At 64.4% G+C, this 18,437-nt stretch carries 17 protein-coding genes; 9 read left to right on the top strand and 8 right to left on the bottom strand.

Going from position 1 to position 18,437, the window contains the following annotated elements:
• Positions 1-44 precede the first annotated feature (44 nt).
• The gene (locus tag ACPS74_RS05795) at positions 45-2,720 is read left to right on the top strand and encodes a DUF3772 domain-containing protein (protein WP_029651636.1); all 2,676 of its coding nucleotides are present in this window, start codon (positions 45-47) and stop codon (positions 2,718-2,720) included.
• 55 nt (positions 2,721-2,775) lie between these two features.
• The gene (locus tag ACPS74_RS05790; RefSeq protein WP_029651637.1) at positions 2,776-3,300 is read left to right on the top strand and encodes a CAP domain-containing protein; all 525 of its coding nucleotides are present in this window, start codon (positions 2,776-2,778) and stop codon (positions 3,298-3,300) included.
• Positions 3,301-3,302: 2 nt separating this feature from the next.
• Here the strand turns inward: ACPS74_RS05790 and ACPS74_RS05785 are convergent, their stop codons facing one another.
• Positions 3,303-3,512, bottom strand: a complete 210-nt coding sequence (locus tag ACPS74_RS05785; protein WP_029651638.1) for a hypothetical protein — start codon at positions 3,510-3,512, stop codon at positions 3,303-3,305.
• Between the two features lie 116 nt (positions 3,513-3,628).
• On the opposite strand from ACPS74_RS05785, the gene ACPS74_RS05780 reads away from it, so the two are divergent.
• Positions 3,629-4,726, top strand: a complete 1,098-nt coding sequence (locus ACPS74_RS05780; protein WP_425622391.1) for a DUF2336 domain-containing protein — start codon at positions 3,629-3,631, stop codon at positions 4,724-4,726.
• A gap of 34 nt (positions 4,727-4,760) precedes the next feature.
• Here ACPS74_RS05780 and ACPS74_RS05775 read toward each other — a convergent pair whose 3' ends face one another.
• The 3 genes from ACPS74_RS05775 to ACPS74_RS05765 all read right to left on the bottom strand — a co-directional run bounded on the left by ACPS74_RS05775 (position 4,761) and on the right by ACPS74_RS05765 (position 7,754).
• The gene (locus ACPS74_RS05775) at positions 4,761-5,102 is read right to left on the bottom strand and encodes a DUF1491 family protein (protein WP_018409075.1); all 342 of its coding nucleotides are present in this window, start codon (positions 5,100-5,102) and stop codon (positions 4,761-4,763) included.
• A 47-nt stretch (positions 5,103-5,149) separates the two neighbouring features.
• Positions 5,150-5,812 carry a peptidoglycan-binding domain-containing protein gene (locus ACPS74_RS05770; RefSeq protein WP_239754092.1) on the bottom strand — a complete coding sequence of 221 codons (663 nt, stop codon included), beginning with the start codon at positions 5,810-5,812 and terminating at the stop codon, positions 5,150-5,152.
• 97 nt (positions 5,813-5,909) lie between these two features.
• The gene (locus tag ACPS74_RS05765; protein WP_239754101.1) at positions 5,910-7,754 is read right to left on the bottom strand and encodes a sensor histidine kinase; all 1,845 of its coding nucleotides are present in this window, start codon (positions 7,752-7,754) and stop codon (positions 5,910-5,912) included.
• Positions 7,755-7,957: 203 nt separating this feature from the next.
• On the opposite strand from ACPS74_RS05765, the gene ACPS74_RS05760 reads away from it, so the two are divergent.
• From ACPS74_RS05760 to lepA, 3 genes are all read left to right on the top strand, one after another.
• Positions 7,958-8,248: a hypothetical protein gene (locus tag ACPS74_RS05760; RefSeq protein ID WP_029651642.1), complete on the top strand. Its 291-nt coding sequence runs from the start codon at positions 7,958-7,960 to the stop codon at positions 8,246-8,248.
• Between the two features lie 193 nt (positions 8,249-8,441).
• Positions 8,442-9,035, top strand: a complete 594-nt coding sequence (locus ACPS74_RS05755; protein WP_029651643.1) for a hypothetical protein — start codon at positions 8,442-8,444, stop codon at positions 9,033-9,035.
• Between the two features lie 113 nt (positions 9,036-9,148).
• Positions 9,149-10,954 carry a translation elongation factor 4 gene (gene lepA / locus ACPS74_RS05750; protein WP_029651644.1) on the top strand — a complete coding sequence of 602 codons (1,806 nt, stop codon included), beginning with the start codon at positions 9,149-9,151 and terminating at the stop codon, positions 10,952-10,954.
• 224 nt (positions 10,955-11,178) lie between these two features.
• On the opposite strand, the gene ACPS74_RS05745 is transcribed toward lepA, so the two are convergent.
• Together ACPS74_RS05745 and ACPS74_RS05740 are read right to left on the bottom strand one after the other, a co-directional pair.
• Positions 11,179-12,081 carry a DMT family transporter gene (locus tag ACPS74_RS05745; RefSeq protein ID WP_029651645.1) on the bottom strand — a complete coding sequence of 301 codons (903 nt, stop codon included), beginning with the start codon at positions 12,079-12,081 and terminating at the stop codon, positions 11,179-11,181.
• Positions 12,082-12,260: 179 nt separating this feature from the next.
• The gene (locus ACPS74_RS05740; protein WP_029651646.1) at positions 12,261-12,992 is read right to left on the bottom strand and encodes a class I SAM-dependent methyltransferase; all 732 of its coding nucleotides are present in this window, start codon (positions 12,990-12,992) and stop codon (positions 12,261-12,263) included.
• A gap of 113 nt (positions 12,993-13,105) precedes the next feature.
• Here ACPS74_RS05740 and ACPS74_RS05735 point away from each other — a divergent pair, with 113 nt between their 5' ends.
• Both ACPS74_RS05735 and ACPS74_RS05730 read left to right on the top strand, forming a co-directional pair.
• Positions 13,106-14,410 carry a glutamate-5-semialdehyde dehydrogenase gene (locus ACPS74_RS05735; protein ID WP_029651647.1) on the top strand — a complete coding sequence of 435 codons (1,305 nt, stop codon included), beginning with the start codon at positions 13,106-13,108 and terminating at the stop codon, positions 14,408-14,410.
• Positions 14,411-14,579: 169 nt separating this feature from the next.
• Positions 14,580-15,188: a nicotinate-nucleotide adenylyltransferase gene (locus tag ACPS74_RS05730; protein ID WP_029651648.1), complete on the top strand. Its 609-nt coding sequence runs from the start codon at positions 14,580-14,582 to the stop codon at positions 15,186-15,188.
• Between the two features lie 70 nt (positions 15,189-15,258).
• Here the strand turns inward: ACPS74_RS05730 and ACPS74_RS05725 are convergent, their stop codons facing one another.
• Together ACPS74_RS05725 and rimO are read right to left on the bottom strand one after the other, a co-directional pair.
• Entirely contained in the window at positions 15,259-15,576 is a 318-nt protein-coding gene (locus ACPS74_RS05725) for a hypothetical protein (protein WP_029651649.1), read from the bottom strand.
• A 46-nt stretch (positions 15,577-15,622) separates the two neighbouring features.
• Complete coding sequence (gene rimO, locus ACPS74_RS05720; RefSeq protein ID WP_029651650.1) at positions 15,623-16,972, bottom strand: 30S ribosomal protein S12 methylthiotransferase RimO; 1,350 nt, start codon at positions 16,970-16,972, stop codon at positions 15,623-15,625.
• A gap of 350 nt (positions 16,973-17,322) precedes the next feature.
• Here rimO and ACPS74_RS05715 point away from each other — a divergent pair, with 350 nt between their 5' ends.
• Entirely contained in the window at positions 17,323-18,306 is a 984-nt protein-coding gene (locus ACPS74_RS05715; RefSeq protein WP_029651652.1) for a 3-oxoacyl-ACP synthase III family protein, read from the top strand.
• The last annotated feature ends 131 nt before the right edge of the window (positions 18,307-18,437 follow it).

Here is an 18,437-nt window from a genome sequence, read left to right as displayed (position 1 = left end):
GCTCGAAACCGGTTTGATCGGCTCGCTCCACCCAAGGACCGCATGTGCGCATACTGACGCTCCTGATCGCCATCCTGATTGCGACGCTCGCCGCCCCCGGACTGCGCGCCGACGAAGCGCCGGCTTCGATCGAACAGTTCAACGCGCGTCTCGATCGCGCGCGCGCCACGTTGGACGAGGTGCAGAAGACGCTTGAGCAGCCCGAGCTTTCCGACGCCGCGCTGCGCAGTCTGCGCGCGCGTATCGAACCCTTGCCGCACGAACTGGAAGAAACGATCGAAAAGCTGACGCCGCGTCTTGCCGCGATCGATGCGCGGTTGAAGGAGCTTGCGCCCGCCGCCGCAAAACCCCAGGAGCCGCCAAAAGAGGCTCCAAAAGCGCTTGAGAAGCCGGCGGAGTTCAAGCCCCAGGCCAAACCTGCTGTAAAGAACGGCGCCGCGAATCCGCCGCCGGCGAGAGGGCCGCCGGTCCCCGCGCCCGAAGCGACGCCGAACGGGCCCGAATCCGCCGACGCGGCCGCGCGCGTCAGCGCTGACGCCGAACTCCAAGAGCAGCGTCGCCTGTACGACGCGGTCGACGCGACTCTCAAACGCGCGCGCGCCATGTTGCTCGAAACGCGGCAGGTCGCCGTCACGATCGTCGCGCGCCAGCGCGGGCTCTTTGCGAAGAATCTTTTTCTGCGCACGGACGGTCTATTCTCGCCGTCGCTGTGGCGCGCCGCGCTCGACGGGGCGCCCGCCGTGATCAGCGATTCTGCGACCTTTCTTTCCGATCGAACGGCGAACGTCGTAGATCGCGTCAACAATGGTCGACGCGCGCAGTTTTTGGCCATAATTTTTTTGATCGCAGCGAGCGTCGCCTTGGCGCTCTTCATGGCGCGACGCGTCGTAAGGCGTTCGGAGGACGAGTCTGCTCCGACGCCTTTGCGCAAAGCGGCCGCCGCCGGATGGACGGCGCTCGTCATAGTGGCCGCGCCGGTCGCGGCGGTCGGCGCGTTAAGCCTCGCCTTCGACGCCTATGATCTTATCGACGCCGCGCTCGAGCCGATCTGGCGACGCTTTGTCGAGGGCGTGGCGCGCATCGCCTTCGCCTACGCCATCGCGCGCGCGGTCCTTGCTCCCGCGCATCCGAACTGGCGGCTGATTGATCCGGGCGATCGGCTTGCGAAACGTCTCACGCAACTCGTCACGCTGGCCGCGGTGACTCTTTCCGCGGCGCGTTTCCTGGAGCAGTTGGAAGAGTCCGTGCAGGGGGGGCTTCCTATCGTGATCGTGACGCGCGGCCTCGGCGTTATGATCGTCGCGGCGCTCATCGCGATCGCGCTCTTCAATCTGCCGAGCCGAGTCGAAGCCGAGGAAGGCGCCGCTGTCGCCACCCCCGAGGGTCGCGACTGGATGAGCGCCGCGCGCTTCTTCGGCGCTCTTATCGTGCTCGTGCTCGTCGGGGCGTGCGCGGCCGGCTATGTCACTTTCGCCAATTTCGTCATTCTGCAGATCGGCTGGACGGCAGCGGTCATCGCCATTCTGTATGTCGTCGTCACCCTCTCGCGCGGCGGCATCGAGGCGGCGCTTGCGCCGACGAGTTTCCTCGGTCGCAAAATGATCAGCGGTCTTGGCGTGCGCCGTGAGCAGCTCGCGCCGCTCGCCGTGCTCCTGTCCGGCATTGTCACGCTCCTCTGTTTCCTCGCGGCGGCGTTGGTGGCGCTTGCGCCGCTCGGCTATGAGTCGGGCGATTTCCTGGGCAATATTCGCTCGGCGTTCGTTTCCTTCAAGATCGGCGACGTCACGATTTCTCCTTCAAGCGCGCTTGTGGCGATGTTGCTCTTCGCTGCGGCGCTCGCCGCAACACAGGGGCTGCGGCGCTGGCTTGACGCGCGTTTTCTGCCGCTCACCCGACTCGATCTCGGTTTGCGCAACTCCATCAGCGCGACGCTTGGCTACGCCGGCTTCATTTTCGCGGCGGCGCTCGCACTGTCCTATGTCGGGCTCGGGTTCGAAAAACTCGCGATCGTCGCCGGCGCGCTCTCGGTCGGCATCGGCTTTGGCCTGCAATCGATCGTCAACAATTTCGTCTCCGGCCTCATCCTGCTGTGGGAGCGCGCCATTCGCGTCGGCGACTGGGTCGTGGTCGGCGACGAGCAGGGCTATGTCAAACGCATCAATGTCCGCTCCACCGAGATCGAGACCTTCGATCGCGCGACGATGATCGTGCCGAATTCGAATCTCGTCGCGGGCGTCGTGAAGAACTGGCTGCGCGGCGACAAGGTCGGCCGCATCAAGATCGCCATTTCGCCGCATGTCGGCGTCGATCCGGAAAGGATGCGCGACATTCTTCTTGCGGCGGCGCGCGCGCAGGAAAGCGTTTTGCGGATACCCGCGCCGCAGGTGATGTTCCTCGGCATGGAGGCGAACATCTTTAAATTCGAGCTTTGGTGCTACGTCGAGGATGTCGAGCAGTCCGCGCGCGTGCGCAGCGACCTGCACTTCGATCTCTATGAGCGCCTCCACGACGCCGGAATCTCGATCGGTCCGGCGGCTTCGCCGCCGCCGCCGACAATCGTCAACATACCCGAACTCGACAAGCTGGCCGCAGCGGCCGTGGCGAGCGCGCTGGCGATCGAAGCCAATCTGGCGGGCGGCAAGAGCGAAGATGAGCGGACCGAACGGTCCGACGACCCGAAGGAGGACGCTGCGACGCCGGACGATGCGCAAGCAAAGTAATGCGCAACCAAAGTAAATCCTGCCATTCATTGTTTCTCAAACAATGAGGCGCGAGATGCGCTCGATGTCTTTGTTGTCTCCTCTCCGCATCGCCACTCTCCTCGCGTTCGGCGCGCTTGCCGGCTGCAACGCCGGGCAAGAGCCTGCGCCTCGGTCGACCGGGCCGGAGCCGCCGATGTATCGTTCGTTGGCGGCAACCGGCGCGCACGTCGATCCCGTGACCGCGCGCGACATGATCTCGCTTTATCGACGCAACAGCGGGCTCGGCGCTCTGACCCTGGATGACGGACTGCAACGCGTCGCGGAGGCGCAGGCGCGGGACATGGCGCAGAGCGGCGATCTTGCGGCGCGCGGCGAACTCGGGGACCGCCTCGCAGGCGCCGGCATTCAAACGCCGGCGGCCGTGGAGAATGTATCGGCGGGCTACCGCACGCTGGCGGAAGCTTTTTCCGGCTGGCGCGATTCCGCGCCGCATAATGCGCGCATGCTCGATAAGCGCGTGAAACGGATGGGCATCGCGACGGCGTACGCGGTCGGGGCGAAATATAAGGTCTACTGGGCGCTTGTTCTTGCCGACTGAGGTCAGGCGCGGACCCGGCGCCTGGGCTTGCCGCCGCCCGGCGGCGCGCCGCATGACTCCGGAGCGGGCTTCTCCTGCGGAGTGACCAGGGCGTCCTCCATCCGCACATATCGCACGCCGAGAAAGAACAGGATCTGTGCGTCGCGTTCGGGCGCCTCGCGGCGTTTCGACGCCGCTCTCGTGCGCGGCTGGAAGGCGATGACCTTCCCCATGGCGATTTCTCCAAGCTCGTTCCGCCGACGATGAATCAGCCGTCCCTAACGATTAGGAATTGGCGAGGGTTAATGCTCCGTCAACGACCGGATGCTAAATTTTCTGCAAGTTGCGTATGGGTTCGAGTGGTGAAGTGATGGGCGCCGATAGAGAACAGCGTCGGATGGTCGACGCGTCGCTGCTTCGAGCGGTCGTCGATCAGTTTGTCGAGCGATCGATGCATCCGACGGCCGACATCCGGCAGTTCGAACAGCTCGCGCTCGGGCTCATCGATATTGTCGATGCTGAGACAGTGGCCCGTGCGGCGCTGCCGCTCTGCTTCCATCCCGAAACGCCCGCCTCGATTTTCGCGCGTCTTTTCGATAAGGGCGGCGCTGCGGCCGCGCTTGCCTTTCAATTCGCGCCTAAGCTCGCGCAGCGGGACATGATCGCCACCGCCGAGCAGGGGCCGGCGCAATTCGCGGCGGCCGTCGCCCGCCGCCGCGACCTTGATCGGGAGACGATGCTGGCGCTTGCCTCACGCCGCGAGGGCGAGGTGCTTCGCGGGCTTGCGGGCAATCTCGCCGCGCATTTCGATTCGGCGTCCAGGCGCGCACTGGTCGTGGCGGCGCGCGATGATCTGACGCTTGCGCGCATGTTGCTCGACCGCGACGATCTTGATCTCGATCCAGAACCGCTTTTCCTTGCGGCGAACAGACTTGAGCGCACGGCGATCGTGCTCAACGCCTGCCGCCAAATATTGGCGAGCGGCGCGACGGAAGCGCCGCTTCGCGCCGACCACGCTTTCGTCGAGAAACTGGAAGCCGCGGCGCAACGCCATGATCGCAACGCGATGGCCGCTCTCCTCTCCGAGGCGCTTGAGTGCCGAAAGGAACGCGCGCGCGCGCTTGTCGTCGATCATCTTGGCGAGGCGCTCGCTCTGGCGCTTAATGCGATCGGCGTACCGCTCGAATCGGCGACGCGCATTCTTCTTTGCGCCGAGCCTGGCGCTGCCCGTGACGTCGAGGTCGTGCAGGCGTTGCTCGGCGTGATGCGCTCGACGCCGCAGCGCGCGGCGGCGCGCATCGTGGGCGCAATGACCGGCGCGGCGCGATCGGAGCGCGAAAATTCACGCCGTGCGGCGCGAGAAGATCTGGGTGCGCTGACGCGGCGTCGCGCGGCGCCGCAGCAATCACTGGCGCGGCCATCGCGCAAACTCGATCAATCCGCTTAGAGCGCCTGTCGGCTTTTTCGCAAACCTGCTTGCGCTAAGCGGCGAGGTCGACGAACACGCGGCCGTCCGGGTCCTCGATCTCGACGATCCAAAGGTCCGGGTCGAACATGATCTCGCGCTTGAGCCTCTGCTCGGCCTCCCCCGGATCGAGCCAGTCGCCTGCATGGACGCGCGCGAACAGCCGATCGACTCCCTCCGGCGGCTCTTCGCTCTGCGGGGCAGGGCCATAGACGGCGGCGCGCCCATCAAGCCGATCGAGTTTGACAAAGATCGCGCCGGCTTCGGCGGCGCCGCGCCGGCGCAGCATGGCGACCGCGCCTTGCACCTCAGCTCGGCGGATCAGCGCGGAAACGAATATGTCGGATCTCAGTCGCATGGCCGCAAACTAGCGCTTGAGCGGCGGGATTGTCGAACGCGCGCGACTCAAGGGAGGGGGAGGTGAGAGCGCGCCGCAAGCTGCTGCAGCACTTTCGGCGTGATCCGGCCCTTGACCGGCAGTCCGGCGTCGCCCTCGAACTTCTCCAAGGCGTGGCGCGTCGCGCCGCTGAGAACGCCGTCGGAGCGCACCACGTAGCCGAGCTTCAGGAGCGCGCGCTGTGCATAAAGAACGTTTTTGTCGACAGGCGCAGTTTTGTCGGTGCTAGCGGCCTTGTCCGCCTTTTCGACTTTCTCCGCCTTATCGGCCCTGTCGGCGCTTGCCTTAAGCGGCGGCGGATCGCCGACGATCAGCAGGCCGATCGCGTCCCGCTTCTTGTCCGCTGTGTGCGGCGGATCCGCTTTCGCCGGCGCGCTCTTGCCCCCATCTGGGCTTTTGGCGACGTCAAGCTTTTCGATCTTGCTGGCGATGAGGTCTTTCGGAGTGGCGCGCGCGGGGGCATTCGCGTCTCGCTCCGTGCGGGCTTCGACGGCGGGCGCGCGCGCCGGCGGCGTTGGCGCGCGCAGGACCGCGTTCGAAGACTGAGTCGAGAAGAGCGGCGCCGGATGTCTTCCGTCCTGGAGGAACAGCGCGTTCATAGGCACGCCGATCGCCGCCACGGCGGCGATGCCGAGGATGAGCGTGACGCCGATCGACTTCGCGCCGAACATGCGCGCAAGGATTGAGCGACGCCCAGTGCGTCGTGTGTCGCGCGGCGGGGCGCGATCGGCGGGGGAAGCCTGAAAGCGAGAGGCGTAGAGCGAGGCGTCACGCAATTTTCTTCACCGTTGCTGGTTCTGCGCCGCCGACCGCGGCCACGCTGAGCGGCGCGCCGAGTCGGGCGATCGTCTGGATTTTTGCCGGACCGCCGGTTGCGCCGCTGTTACGGCAGTTGAGCGGCAGGCGCACGGAAACCGCCGTGCCGACCTGCAGGCCGCTTTCGATGGTGATCGAACCGCCGTGCAGCCCCACGAGTCCGCACACCATGGAAAGGCCGAGGCCAGTTCCCTCGCGCCCGCTGTCGAGCGACGCGCGCGTCTGAAAGAAGGGATCGCCGAGCCGCGCGAGATCGCCTGCGGCGATGCCTGCTCCATCGTCGGCGACGGTGACGACGACGTGATTTCCTTCAAGCAGAAGCGCCAGCTTCACCGTGCCGCCGCGCGGCGTGAATTTCACTGCGTTAGAGAGCAGGTTGATCAGGATCTGTCTGCAGCCGCGTTTGTCGGCGACGATCTCGCCAAGGGTTTCGGCATATTCGCGCGCGAGCGTCACGCCAGACTGATCGGCCTGCAGCTGCATCATGTCGCAGCACTGATCGGCGAGCGTCGGCAGGGCGAAGGACTCAGGGGCGATTTCCATCGCGCCGGATTCGATCTTGGACAGGTCCAGGATGGAGTTGACGATCTCGAGCAGATGGTTGCCGGAGTCGCTGATGATCGACGCATACTCCCGCTGTTTGGCGGGTTCGGAAGGCGCAATCTTGTCGGTCGCCAACATTTGGGAAAAGCCGATGATGGCGTTGAGCGGCGTGCGCAGCTCATGGCTGACATTGGCGAGAAGGCGCACGTTGCTGGTTGCAGCGCGCTCGGCTGCCGCATGAGCCGCCGCAAGCGCGATATCGGCTTCGAGCGTGGCGTGTACGTCTCGCAGGGCGCAGACGACGGCCTCCGCTGCGCATTCCTCGTCGTTTGATTGAGCGCGGCGCAGGCGCGCCTCGAAAGAGTTGAAAACGGGCGCGACGAATTCGCTGGACGCATTGCGCGCAACGCCAACCTGAACGCGAACGGCCGCGGGCGCCACCGCCTTGCCGTCGACGGCGTCGGAGACCGCCTTGAGGAAGCTCGGCCGGTCGGCGACGTGAATCCGCGTGAAGAATTCACGGCCGACCAGATCGCGCTTGAGATCAAAGACGTGGCGCCCGTCGCCCAGGACCGCGTTGACGACGCCGGCGCGATCGAGGTGCAGCAGGATGTCGCCAACGGCGCCTGTCAGGAGCATGAGGTCGCGGTCGTTGCGCGCTTCGGCGCGGGTGCGAGCCTGCTCGACCCGGACGGCGCCGAAGACGAGAGCGGCGATATAGAGAAACAGCGGCGCTCCGAGAAGGATCGTCGTCGTTGCATGTTCCGTCAACAGTTCGTGCGGCGCCTGCAGATTGAGACCGGCTGTCAGCGCGAGGGCGGCGATGGCGACCACTTCTATGACGATGACTGTCCCGACGTGCGGCGTCAGGGCAGCCTCAACGAGCGCAACGAGCAGCAGCGCGATTGAAAGCGCGTCGTAGCCCGGCATTAGCGCGTGGATCGCTGTCGCCATCGTCAGCCAGCCGCCGATCGAGAGGCTCCGCGCGATACGCAAATCTCCCGTGCGCGACAACACCATCACGGAGGCGAGTGGGATCTGCGCCAGAAGGAAAAGGACCAACTCGCTTGTCGTCGGCGCGCCATCAAAGAAAAGAAACAGCGGCGCCGAGAGCAGGACGCAGGCGGAGACGGTGAGCCGAGCGACGATGAACGCCCGATGACGCGCCTCTTCCACCGGTCGTCCGGCGACCCGCTCATGCAAGGCGGCGTCCACGCAAGACGGGTAGTGGCTGTCCTCGGCGATGCTACTCAAGGCGTACGCTCCTTATCGCCAACAGCGATAGCAGGGCGTCCTTAAGCAGCCGCTAAGCCGATGCGAAAGCTTCCACCGTTGCTCGGCGACGCATCGACATGGTTTGCAGTTTATTGCCGTGACTTTCAGGGAAAGAATTGAAGGCGCGTTTACGAAGGCTCAACCCCGCCGCGCCATCACTTACAAGAAAACCGCTTTCGCTAATGGAGACGAGTTTGGTTTTTCTCGCCAAATGCGCGATTTGCATTCTCCTCGTCTGCGTCGCTCTGCAATGGCGCGCTGATCACGCGCCAGTTGCGCCGAAAAGCGCAGCCGTCCGCGCCTCTGCGCCGCAGCACGCGGCTGGCTTCGTACAGGACGCGATCGAGAAAGCGTCCGCGCTGATTCGCGCCGGCGGCGACGCGCTCGCCGGCGCCGCGCGCGATAAATGTCTGGCGGCGCCGCGCGACTGCCTCTCGGCGGCGCAGCGCGTGCAGTCGGGTCGCGCGCAGTAACAGCCAATCCACGAGGGCGCAGTGTGCAATAGCTGCGCAGCTGCGCCGGTTTTGCAGAATCAATTTTTTGACACTAAACATGTTCGCGCTTGGCGCGCGATTTTGAGGCCGAACCGCCACCGAGGCCATTCCGTTTTTGCTCGCGCGACCCGTTCGCACATCGCGAGCCATCCTCTCCCTAAAGGAGGCGGCCATGTCCGAAGAAACTTCCTCGCAACCCGAAGATACGGTTTCCCGCTCCGAACTGACCAATCTGCAGGAGCAGCTCAAAGCGACGCGCATGGAGCGCGACCGGCAGATTTTCGAGAAGTCCGAGATCGTGGCGAAGGCGAACGCCTACGCCAAGGAGCGCGACGATGTTCGCGACAGCCTGGCGGCGATGACCGCGGAGCGCGACCGCCTCGCCGCGGAAAGCGCCGGGGCGTCGACGAAAGCGCTTGAGACGTCTCGGCAGCTCGAAGCCGCCAATCGCCGGGCCGACGAGGCGACGGCGGAGGTCGTGCGGCTGCGCCACGCGATCGCCAACGCGCCTTCGTCCGATCCCGCAGTCGTGCTGTGGGGCCTCATCTCGGAAAAGACCAGGGATGGCGTCGCCTGGGTCAGGGGCAAATTCCCCGCCGACAGCCCGGCTTTGCCCTGGTTCGACAAGACGGTCTCGCTCGTGACCCAGATCGGCTGCATGGCCGTGAGGGCGACGGACGCCTTCATCCGTTGGGCCGTGCCCAAAGCTATCGAGCTTTTTAATAAGGGCAAGGCGGAGCTCGAGGCGCGGATGGAGAAGAAGTAGCTTTCCCGAAGGCTTCGGCGGCGCCCTGGGGCGCCCGCCTGGGAATGAAATGATGCCGTGCGCGGGCTGGCGCGCCCTTTCATTCCTTGGCGGGCGCTGCTATCCCCGCGCACATGACCGCCCACAAGATCGAAAACATCCGCAATTTCTCGATTGTCGCGCATATCGACCACGGCAAATCGACCCTGGCCGACCGGCTCATTCAGGAGACAGGGACGGTCGCCGCGCGCGACATGGTCGAGCAGGTGCTCGATTCGATGGACATCGAGCGCGAGCGCGGCATCACCATCAAAGCGCAGACGGTGCGCCTCAACTACAAGGCCAAGGACGGCAAGGATTACGTCCTCAATCTGATGGACACGCCGGGCCACGTCGACTTCGCCTATGAGGTGTCCCGCTCGCTGAAGGCCTGCGAAGGCTCGCTGCTTGTCGTCGACGCCTCTCAGGGGGTCGAAGCGCAGACGCTCGCCAACGTCTATCAGGCGATCGACGCCGGCCATGAGATCGTTCCCGTCCTCAACAAGATCGATCTGCCGGCGGCCGAGCCCGACCGCATCAAGGAGCAGATCGAGGAGGTCATCGGGCTCGACGCCTCGGGCGCGGTGCTCATTTCGGCCAAGACCGGCATCGGCATTCCCGACGTGCTCGAGGCGATCGTCACGCGCCTGCCGCCGCCAAATGGCGACGAGAAGGCGCCTTTGAAGGCGCTGCTCGTCGACAGCTGGTATGACGCTTATCTCGGCGTCGTCGTGCTGGTGCGAATCTTCGATGGAACCCTGAAGAAGGGCCAGAAGATCAAGATGATGGCGGCCGACGCCCATTACGAAGTGGATAAGATCGGCGTCTTTCGTCCCAAAATGCAGGATGTCGCGGCGCTTGGTCCCGGCGAAGTCGGCTTCATCACGGCGCAGATCAAGCAGGTGGCGGATACGCGCGTCGGCGACACGATCACCGACGACAAGAAGCCGACCGCCGAGGCGCTCCCGGGCTTCAAGCCGGCGCAGCCCGTGGTGTTCTGCGGATTGTTCCCCGTGGACGCCGCCGATTTCGAGGATTTGCGCGCGGCGATCGGCAAGCTGCGCCTGAACGACGCCAGCTTCTCTTATGAGATGGAGACGTCAGCCGCGCTCGGCTTCGGATTCCGCTGCGGTTTCCTGGGCCTGCTCCATCTCGAAATCATTCAGGAGCGGCTGCAGCGGGAATTCGATCTCGATCTCATCGCGACGGCCCCGTCGGTCATCTACAAGATCAGCATGACCAACGGCGACGAGATCGAGCTGCACAATCCGGCCGACATGCCGGACGTCGTGAAGATCGAGGAGATCAATGAGCCCTGGATCAGGGCGACGATCCTGACGCCCGACGACTATCTCGGCTCGGTGCTGAAACTCTGTCAGGACCGGCGCGGCGTGCAGGTCGATCTCAACTATGTCGGCAAGCGCGCCATGGCGGTCTACGATCTGCCGCTCAACGAGGTGGTGTTTGATTTCTATGACCGGCTGAAGTCGATCTCGAAGGGCTATGCGTCCTTCGATTATCAGATCACCGACTATCGCGCCGGCGATCTCGTGAAGCTCAGCATTCTCGTCAACGCCGAGCCGGTCGACGCACTGTCAATGCTCGTCCATCGCACCCGCGCTGACTCGCGCGGCCGCGCCATGTGCGAGAAGCTGAAAGAGCTGATCCCGCCGCATATGTTCCAGGTGCCGATTCAGGCGGCCATTGGCGGCAAAATCATCGCGCGCGAAACCGTGCGCGCCTTCCGCAAAGACGTGACTGCGAAATGTTACGGCGGCGACGTTAGCCGCAAGCGCAAGCTCCTGGAGAAGCAGAAGGAAGGCAAGAAGAAGATGCGCCAGTTCGGCCGCGTCGAGATTCCGCAGGAGGCGTTCATCGCCGCGCTGAAAATGGAGGAGTAGGGGCGGCGCCAACGCGCTCGAAGGTTCGCGTGAATACCTCCCCCTTGCGGGGAGGTCGATCGCCGCAGGCGATCGGGTGGGGGTGAAAACCCAACATCCTTGAGGTTTCACCCCACCCGGCTCGCTTCGCTCGCCACCCTCCCCGTAAAGGGGAGGGATTCGCGCCTCTTCCGAATCTCGCGTTCTTCAGCGCCCGGACAAGCCCGGCCATGACGCGTTGAACCCTACTCCCTTGCTAGCGCGATCATCACGGCGCCGATCAGCATCACCGCCGCGCCAAGCAGCCGGCTGCTTGACTCTTCCTTCAGCACACGTCCGCTCGCGACAACCGTGAATAGCGCCGACAGACGCTTGATGGCGATGACATAAGGCGTGAACAGCACGGTGAGCGCCCACATCTGCAAAGTGTTGCCAAAGGCCATCGCCGAACCCGCGCCGATGGCGTAACGCAAATCGAACGCGCTTGGCGCGGCGCGCCGCCCGGCAAGCCAATAGAGCAGGGCGCAAAACGCGATGACGATCGTCACCGCCGCGATCCAGATCAGCGGCGTCGACGCCTTGACGCCGAGCTTGTCGATATTGGCGGTGACGCTCCAGATCACCGCGGTGCCGATCATCATCCGCGCGCCCTTGTCGCGCGCGAAGACATGGAAGTTGAAACGGCGCCCGCTTTCTTGGTCAACATCGAGCAAGCCGACGCCGAGCACGGTGAACAGCACGCCGAAGACGCCCATCGGCGGCGCGTGCTCGCCGGTCATGATCGGCGAGGTGAACAGCATCAACACAGGGGTGAGCAGCACAAGCGGCGCGACCAGCGATGCGTCGGACAGTCGAAAGGCGCGGATATACAGCACATAGGCGATGACGTTGAGCGCGCCCGACCAGGCCAGCAGAGTCCAAAAACCAGGCTTCGTGAGCGACTCCAGCGTCTCGCGCGGCGCGCTGAGCAGGCCCGGATAGAGGACGAGGCAAGCAAGGCTCAGCAGGACAGCGCCCGCGCACCATTGTGCGGCGAGAATGGCGCGATCGTCGGCCGTTCGCGTCGCGGCCTTGGTGCCGAGATCAGTGACGGATTGGCAGATGGCGGTGACGAGCGAGGCGAAGAGAGCGAGAAGCGCGAGGTCCATGGCGCGCTATAGCGCATGATCAGCGAGAGTGGGAACTGCGTTGCGAGCTAGTTTCTCGTGTCATTCCCGACGCGCGCTTTGCGCGCGATCGGGAATCCAGAGCGAGAAGTTCAGCACCCTGGATTCCCGGGCGAGCCTCCGGCTCGCCGGGAATGACATGCTGGTATACTAAAGCGGCCTCACGCGCCCGGCTTCACCGCGGTCACCAGCGTGTCGACGCCGTCGCGGAATTCAACCGCGACCGGCGCGAAGCCCGCGGCGCGCAACTGCTCGAGCGCCGGCTCGAAAGGCATAATGTGCAGAGGCGATTCGTCGCTCAAGAGATGCACAATCCAGTCTTCGAGCAGATCGAGTCGGTTCATCTTCGTGAAAATCTTGAACCAACCCCGCACCACGGCTTGCGTATCGGCAAGATGCGCCGCCGGGTCGTCCATCGCGTAGCGGTCGCCGTTGACGAAAATTCCGCCCGGCTTCAGGACGCGGAAAATCTGCGAAACCGCGGCCTTACGGTAGTCGTCAGGGAAGTTATGGATCGCGTAATTCGAAATGACGACATCCATGCGCGCATCGGGCAGCGCGCGGAGCGCCGTCAGCGCATCGGCTTCGACAAATTCGACGCGTCCCGCCAAGGCGTATTCGGCGAGATTGGTTCGCGCCTGATCGAGCATTTCGCCGGCGCTGTCGATCGCGGTGAGCTTTAGGTCGTCCCGCGCCGAGAGCGCCGCCAGCGTGCTGATCCCCGTTCCGCAGCCGATCTCGAAGCCGTCGAGCGGCCCTGCGTCGGAACGCCAAGCGGCGATTCGGTCGCCGATCTTTTTGGCGAGCGTGGCGGCGTTTGGACACATCAGCCGCAGCACGTCATATTCAGCCGCCAAGGGCCCAGTGAACGGATTCTCTTGAAGCGCGGACATGCGGCTTTTTTTCATATCGCGACAGGCCTCGCAAGGGCGGCCTTTCTTGAGGGCGGCTTTTCTTGCCGGGGCCGCCATGTTAGCGAAACTCCAGCATATCCAGTGAGAAAGCTATGACGCAGGCATTACGCAGCGAGCCGCAGGCAGGCGGGGCAGACGCGACGATGAGCGACTCGTTCGTCGCGCTCGGGCGCGCCGCGCGCGCAGCGGCGCGGGCGGTGGCGCTCGCCTCCACCGACGCCAAGAACAAGGCGCTGCGCGCAGCCGCCGGCGAAATTCGCCGCCAGAGCAACGCCATACTCGCCGCCAACGCGCTCGACGTCGCTGACGCCAAGGCGCGTGGAACGGCGGCGTCCTTCCTCGACCGGCTGACGCTTGATCCCGCCCGCGTCGAGGCGATCGCCCGTGGCCTGGAGGAGATCGCCGATCTGCCGGACCCTGTCGGCCGCGTTCTGGCGAGTTTCGACCGACCGAACGGCCTGAAGATCGAGCGCGTCTCGACGCCGCTTGGCGTCATCGGCGTGATCTACGAAAGCCGGCCGAACGTCACCGCCGACGCTGGCGCCCTGTGTCTCAAGGCCGGCAACGCCGCGATTCTGCGCGGCGGCTCGGAGAGCCTGCGTTCGTCGGCCGCCATCCACGCCTGCCTCGTCGCAGGGCTGAAAGCCGCAGAGCTTCCCGAAGCGGCGATCTCGCTTGTCGCGACGGCGGATCGCGCCGCCGTTGGCGCGATGCTCGCGGGCCTCGACGGCAATATCGACGTGATCGTGCCGCGCGGCGGCAAGAGTCTCGTCGCCCGCGTCCAGCATGAGGCGCGCGTGCCGGTTTTCGCGCATCTTGAAGGCATCGTTCATGTCTTCGTGCATAGGGACGCCGATCTCGACATGGCGAGGCGCGTGCTGCTGAACGCCAAGATGCGGCGCACCGGCATATGCGGCGCGGCGGAGACGCTGCTCGTCGACAGGGCCTGCGCCGCGACCCACCTTCAGCCGCTCGTTGCGATGCTGATCGATTCAGGCTGCGAAGTGCGCGGCGACGCTGCAACACAAGCCGCCGACGCGCGCGTGAAGCTGGCGCGGGAAGACGACTGGCGCGCCGAATATCTTGACGCCATCATCGCGGCGCGGGTCGTCGACGGGCTAGAGGGCGCGATCGATCATATCGAGACCTATGGCTCGCACCACACCGATTGCATCATCACGCGCGACGCCACTGCGGCGCAGCGCTTCATGAACGAGGTTGATTCCGCGATCGTGCTGCACAACGCCTCGACGCAATTCGCCGACGGCGGCGAATTCGGCTTCGGCGCCGAGATCGGCATCGCCACGGGCCGCATGCATGCGCGCGGACCCGTCGGCGTCGAGCAGCTGACCTCGTTCAAATATCGCGTCTATGGCGACGGCCAGGTGCGTGGGTGAGTGGTATTTTTTCGTGTAGGGTCGGCCAGGGATGTCTTTCCCGGCAGGCTGAGGGCCTGATCGGGAATCCAGAGCCGATCCACGAATGCTGGCCTTGCTCTGGATTCCCGATCACTTCGCGATCGCGAAGCGTCGGGAATGACATCCTCGCTGTTCAGCTGGATATGGCATGACGCAGCCCTTGCCGCGTCTCCCGCCGCACGCGCCCGGCATGCGCATCGGTCTCTTCGGCGGATCTTTCGATCCGCCGCATGAGGGCCATGCGCTTGTCTCGCGCGTCGCGCTGACGCGCTTGAAGCTCGATCGGCTGTGGTGGATCGTCTCGCCTGGCAATCCGCTCAAGAACGCAAGCGAACTGCCGTCGATTGGGGACCGAATAGCGGCGGCGAAAAAAATCCTGCGCGATCCGCGGGTCGCCTTCACCGGGTTCGAAGCCGAGATCGGCGCGCGCTACACCTGCGACACGCTCGCTTGGCTGCACGCGCATTGTCCGGGCGTGCGTTTCGTCTGGATCATGGGCGCAGATAATCTTTTGCAGTTTCATCGCTGGCGGCGATGGCAGGACATTGCGCGGACGACGCCCATCGCCGTCATCGACCGGCCGGGCGCGACGGTCAAAGCTGCCAACGCCAAGGCGGCGGTCTTTTTCAAGAGCGCGAGGATTCCCGAGAGCGAGGCCGGCATGCTCGCCGTGACGCCGCCGCCAGCGATCGTCTACCTGCACGGGCCAAGAATCGAGCGCTCTTCGACCGAGTTGCGCGCCGGAGCGCGTTCATAAGCGCGCTCCGGTTTGTTGATTTGACGCAATTTCGGACGCGCCGGCTTCGCCTTCGGCGGGGAATGCTTCCCTATTTGCGCTCGAAGAGCGGCAATATCCAGCGCTTATAGGCCCAGAAGCTCAGGGGAATGCCGACGAAGATTGCGACCCACATCAGCGCCGAATTGTCCGTGCTGTGCTCGTAAAAGCCGCCGCCTTCGGTCACCGACTGCGTATAGGGATTGCGCACAAAGAGCGTAATCGCGAATGAGCCGATAAGGATCAGCGCCGTGGCGATGTAGAGGCTGCGCGGAATGACGAACTTCGGCAGCTGCGGCTGCGTCGGCCTATCGGGCATTGGCGCCGGGGTTTCCTGCGGCGTGCCCTTGTCTTGCGGTTCTTCGGTCATGGCGCTTCTCTCCCAAATCTATCCTTGGCTCCAATATAGGGCTGCTCTAGGTCGCTGCGCCATAGACGTCATAGGCCTCCGAGCGTTCAATTTTCGCCGTGATGATGTCGCCCGCGCGCAGCGGGCGCCGCGATGCGATAAAGGCCGCGCCGTCGATCTGCGGCGCGTCGGCCTTGGTGCGGCCCTTGGCAAGCGCGCCCGATGGTCCGCCGCCCGGCTCGTCGATGATGACTGAAAGGCGCTTGCCGATTTTGCGTTTCATCAACCGCGCGCTGATCGCCTGCTGCTTCTCCATGAAGCGCTTCCAGCGCGTCTCCTTCACGTGGTCGGGAACGGCAGGTAGGCCAAGCGCCTCGGCCGGCGCGCCGGCGACAGGCTCATATTTGAAGGCGCCGGCGCGGTCGATCTCGGCCTCCTCCAGCCAATCGAGAAGATATTCGAAATCCGCGTCAGTCTCGCCGGGAAAGCCGACAATGAACGTCGATCGCAACGCAAGGTCTGGACACGCCTCGCGCCAGGCTCGAATGCGCGCCAGAGTCTTTTCATCGTTTCCTGGGCGTTTCATGGCCTTCAATACGCTCGGCGCGGCATGCTGAAAGGGAATGTCGAGATAGGGAAGAATTTTCCCTTCCGCCATCAATGGCATCACCTCATCGACATGAGGGTAGGGATAGACGTAGTGAAGGCGGACCCAAAGGCCGAGATCGCCTAGTTCGCGCGCCAGGTCGAAAAAGCGCGCACGCACGCTACGGTCGCCCAACATGCTTTCGGCATAGCGGATGTCGCGGCCATAGGCGCTCGTATCCTGCGAAATGACGAGCAGCTCCTTGACGCCGGCGCGCGCGAGCTTCTCCGCCTCGCGCAGCACATCGGCGGCCGGCCGCGAGACGAGCGGCCCGCGCAGATGCGGGATGATGCAGAAGGAGCAGCTGTTGTCGCAGCCTTCGGAGATTTTCAGATAGGCGTAGTGGCGCGGCGTGAGCTTCACGCCATGTTCGGGAAGAAGATCGACAAAGGGGTCATGCGCGGGCGCGGCGGCGCGATGCACCGCATCGACGACGCTCTCATATTGCTGCGGGCCGGTGATCGCCAGCACCTGCGGGAAGCGCGCCGTAATCGCTTCAGGTTCGGCGCCCATGCAGCCGGTGACGATCACCTTGCCGTTTTCGTTCAGCGCGGCGCCGATCGCTTGGAGCGACTCCGCCTTGGCGCTATCAAGGAAGCCGCACGTGTTGACGATGACGACGTCCGCCCCGGCGTGGGTGCGCGACAGCTCGTAGCCTTCGGCGCGCAGCTGCGTGATGATCCGTTCGCTATCGACGAGGGCCTTCGGACAGCCGAGCGAGACGAAGGAGACGCGCGGCGCGGCGCTCAGCGGCCTCTGTTGTTCCTGCATGGCGCCCCTTGCCATGCGGCGGCGGACTTTGCAATCGCGGGCTCGGCGTTACGCCGTCAGCGCGCCAATGAGAGCGAAGAGCGCGACGGCGGCAAAGATGATAGCGTGGACCATAACGCAACTCCGACGAGCCCAGATTTGTCTAGTTGCGCGCGCTTTAAGAAAGCGTTGACGGCCTCGTTTTGGGACAGTCTGCCGTCGCCGGCGCAAAAAAGCCAATAAGTCAGCGACGATGAGGGGGCCTTGCCGGAGCCAAAAAAGAAAAATTTGCGCTCGGCCTGAGCCGCTCTTAATGAATAGCGCCTCGCTACGAGCTTCAGCCACGCCGTCTCAGAAGGAAGCGCCACGTCTTGACGAATTCCATAGTTCTCGGAACCGGGTCTTATGCGCCGCAGCGCGTCGTCTCCAATGCCGACCTCGAGAAAATCGTCAGGACGAATAACGAGTGGATCGTCAGCCGCACCGGCATCAAAGAGCGCCGAGTGGCCGCAGATCATGAGGCCACATCCGATCTGGCGGCCGCCGCCGGGCGCGAGGCGCTGCAGTTCGCTGGCGTAAAGCCCGACGACGTCGACATGATCATCGTGTGCACGGTGACAGGCGACACGCCGACGCCGTCCTGCGCGTCATTTGTTCAGGCGCAGCTCGGCGCGAGAAACGCCTTCGCCTTTGACGTCGGGGCCGCTTGCGCCGGTTCGCTTTACGGGTTGTCGATCGCCGACCAGTTTATCAGAAGCGGCAAGGTCAAGCGCGCGCTGGTGATCGGCGCCGAGACCCTCAGTCGCTTCGTCGATTGGACAAATCGCGAGACATGCGTGCTGTTTGGCGACGCCGCCGGCGCGATTTTGCTGGGCGCCAGCGAAGAAGAAGGGCGCGGCGTGCTCGCCGCCAGCCTGCGCACCGACGGCTCAATGACCGGCATTCTCGGCATCTATGGCGGCGGCAGCCGCCGCCCGCCATCTGCTGAAATGCTCGAAGAAAAGGCCGGCAAAATCAAGATGCGCGGGCGCGAGGTCTATAAGGTGGCGACGCGCCTGCTGCCTGAAGTGGTCGGCGAAACGCTCGAAGCCGCCGGTCTGACCGCGGCCGACGTCGATCACGTGATCGCCCACCAGGCCAACAAGCGCATCATCGAGTCCGCAATGCAGAATCTCGGCGTTCCGTTCGAGAAATGCTGGATCAACATTGACCGCTACGGCAATACGTCGAGCGCCTCGATGCCGATCACGCTCGATGAGGCGAATCGCGCCGGAAAGCTGAAAAAGGGCGACGTCATCGCGATGATGGCGATTGGCGCGGGAATGACCTGGGGCGGCGCAGTTCTGCGCTGGTAGGCGTTACCTTTCGCGGCCGTCCACACTCGAAGCTCCGCTGACGTCACGGAGGCTTGACCCGCGCTTTTTCCGCCTTGCCCAATCAGTCTACTCATGCTAGTGATTTTGTAGACTGTTGGAGAGGCGTCACC

The sequence above is a fragment of the Methylocystis sp. SB2 genome (assembly GCF_049817085.1).
Lineage (GTDB): Bacteria > Pseudomonadota > Alphaproteobacteria > Rhizobiales > Beijerinckiaceae > Methylocystis > Methylocystis rosea.
The sequence above is the reverse complement of the archived record's forward strand: the minus strand, read 5'-3'. Positions and strand labels throughout refer to the sequence as shown.

Bases quoted from the DNA above. Each gene is read 5' to 3' on its own strand.
- ACPS74_RS05790 (WP_029651637.1), top strand. From the start codon at position 2,776: ATGCGCTCGATGTCTTTGTTGTCTCCTCTCCGCATCGCCACTCTCCTC.
- ACPS74_RS05785 (WP_029651638.1), bottom strand. From the start codon at position 3,512: ATGGGGAAGGTCATCGCCTTCCAGCCGCGCACGAGAGCGGCGTCGAAA.
- ACPS74_RS05780 (WP_425622391.1), top strand. From the start codon at position 3,629: ATGGGTTCGAGTGGTGAAGTGATGGGCGCCGATAGAGAACAGCGTCGG.
- ACPS74_RS05775 (WP_018409075.1), bottom strand. From the start codon at position 5,102: ATGCGACTGAGATCCGACATATTCGTTTCCGCGCTGATCCGCCGAGCT.
- ACPS74_RS05770 (WP_239754092.1), bottom strand. From the start codon at position 5,812: ATGTTCGGCGCGAAGTCGATCGGCGTCACGCTCATCCTCGGCATCGCC.
- ACPS74_RS05760 (WP_029651642.1), top strand. From the start codon at position 7,958: ATGGAGACGAGTTTGGTTTTTCTCGCCAAATGCGCGATTTGCATTCTC.
- ACPS74_RS05755 (WP_029651643.1), top strand. From the start codon at position 8,442: ATGTCCGAAGAAACTTCCTCGCAACCCGAAGATACGGTTTCCCGCTCC.
- lepA (WP_029651644.1), top strand. From the start codon at position 9,149: ATGACCGCCCACAAGATCGAAAACATCCGCAATTTCTCGATTGTCGCG.
- ACPS74_RS05745 (WP_029651645.1), bottom strand. From the start codon at position 12,081: ATGGACCTCGCGCTTCTCGCTCTCTTCGCCTCGCTCGTCACCGCCATC.
- ACPS74_RS05740 (WP_029651646.1), bottom strand. From the start codon at position 12,992: ATGTCCGCGCTTCAAGAGAATCCGTTCACTGGGCCCTTGGCGGCTGAA.
- ACPS74_RS05735 (WP_029651647.1), top strand. From the start codon at position 13,106: ATGACGCAGGCATTACGCAGCGAGCCGCAGGCAGGCGGGGCAGACGCG.
- ACPS74_RS05730 (WP_029651648.1), top strand. From the start codon at position 14,580: ATGACGCAGCCCTTGCCGCGTCTCCCGCCGCACGCGCCCGGCATGCGC.
- ACPS74_RS05725 (WP_029651649.1), bottom strand. From the start codon at position 15,576: ATGACCGAAGAACCGCAAGACAAGGGCACGCCGCAGGAAACCCCGGCG.
- rimO (WP_029651650.1), bottom strand. From the start codon at position 16,972: ATGCAGGAACAACAGAGGCCGCTGAGCGCCGCGCCGCGCGTCTCCTTC.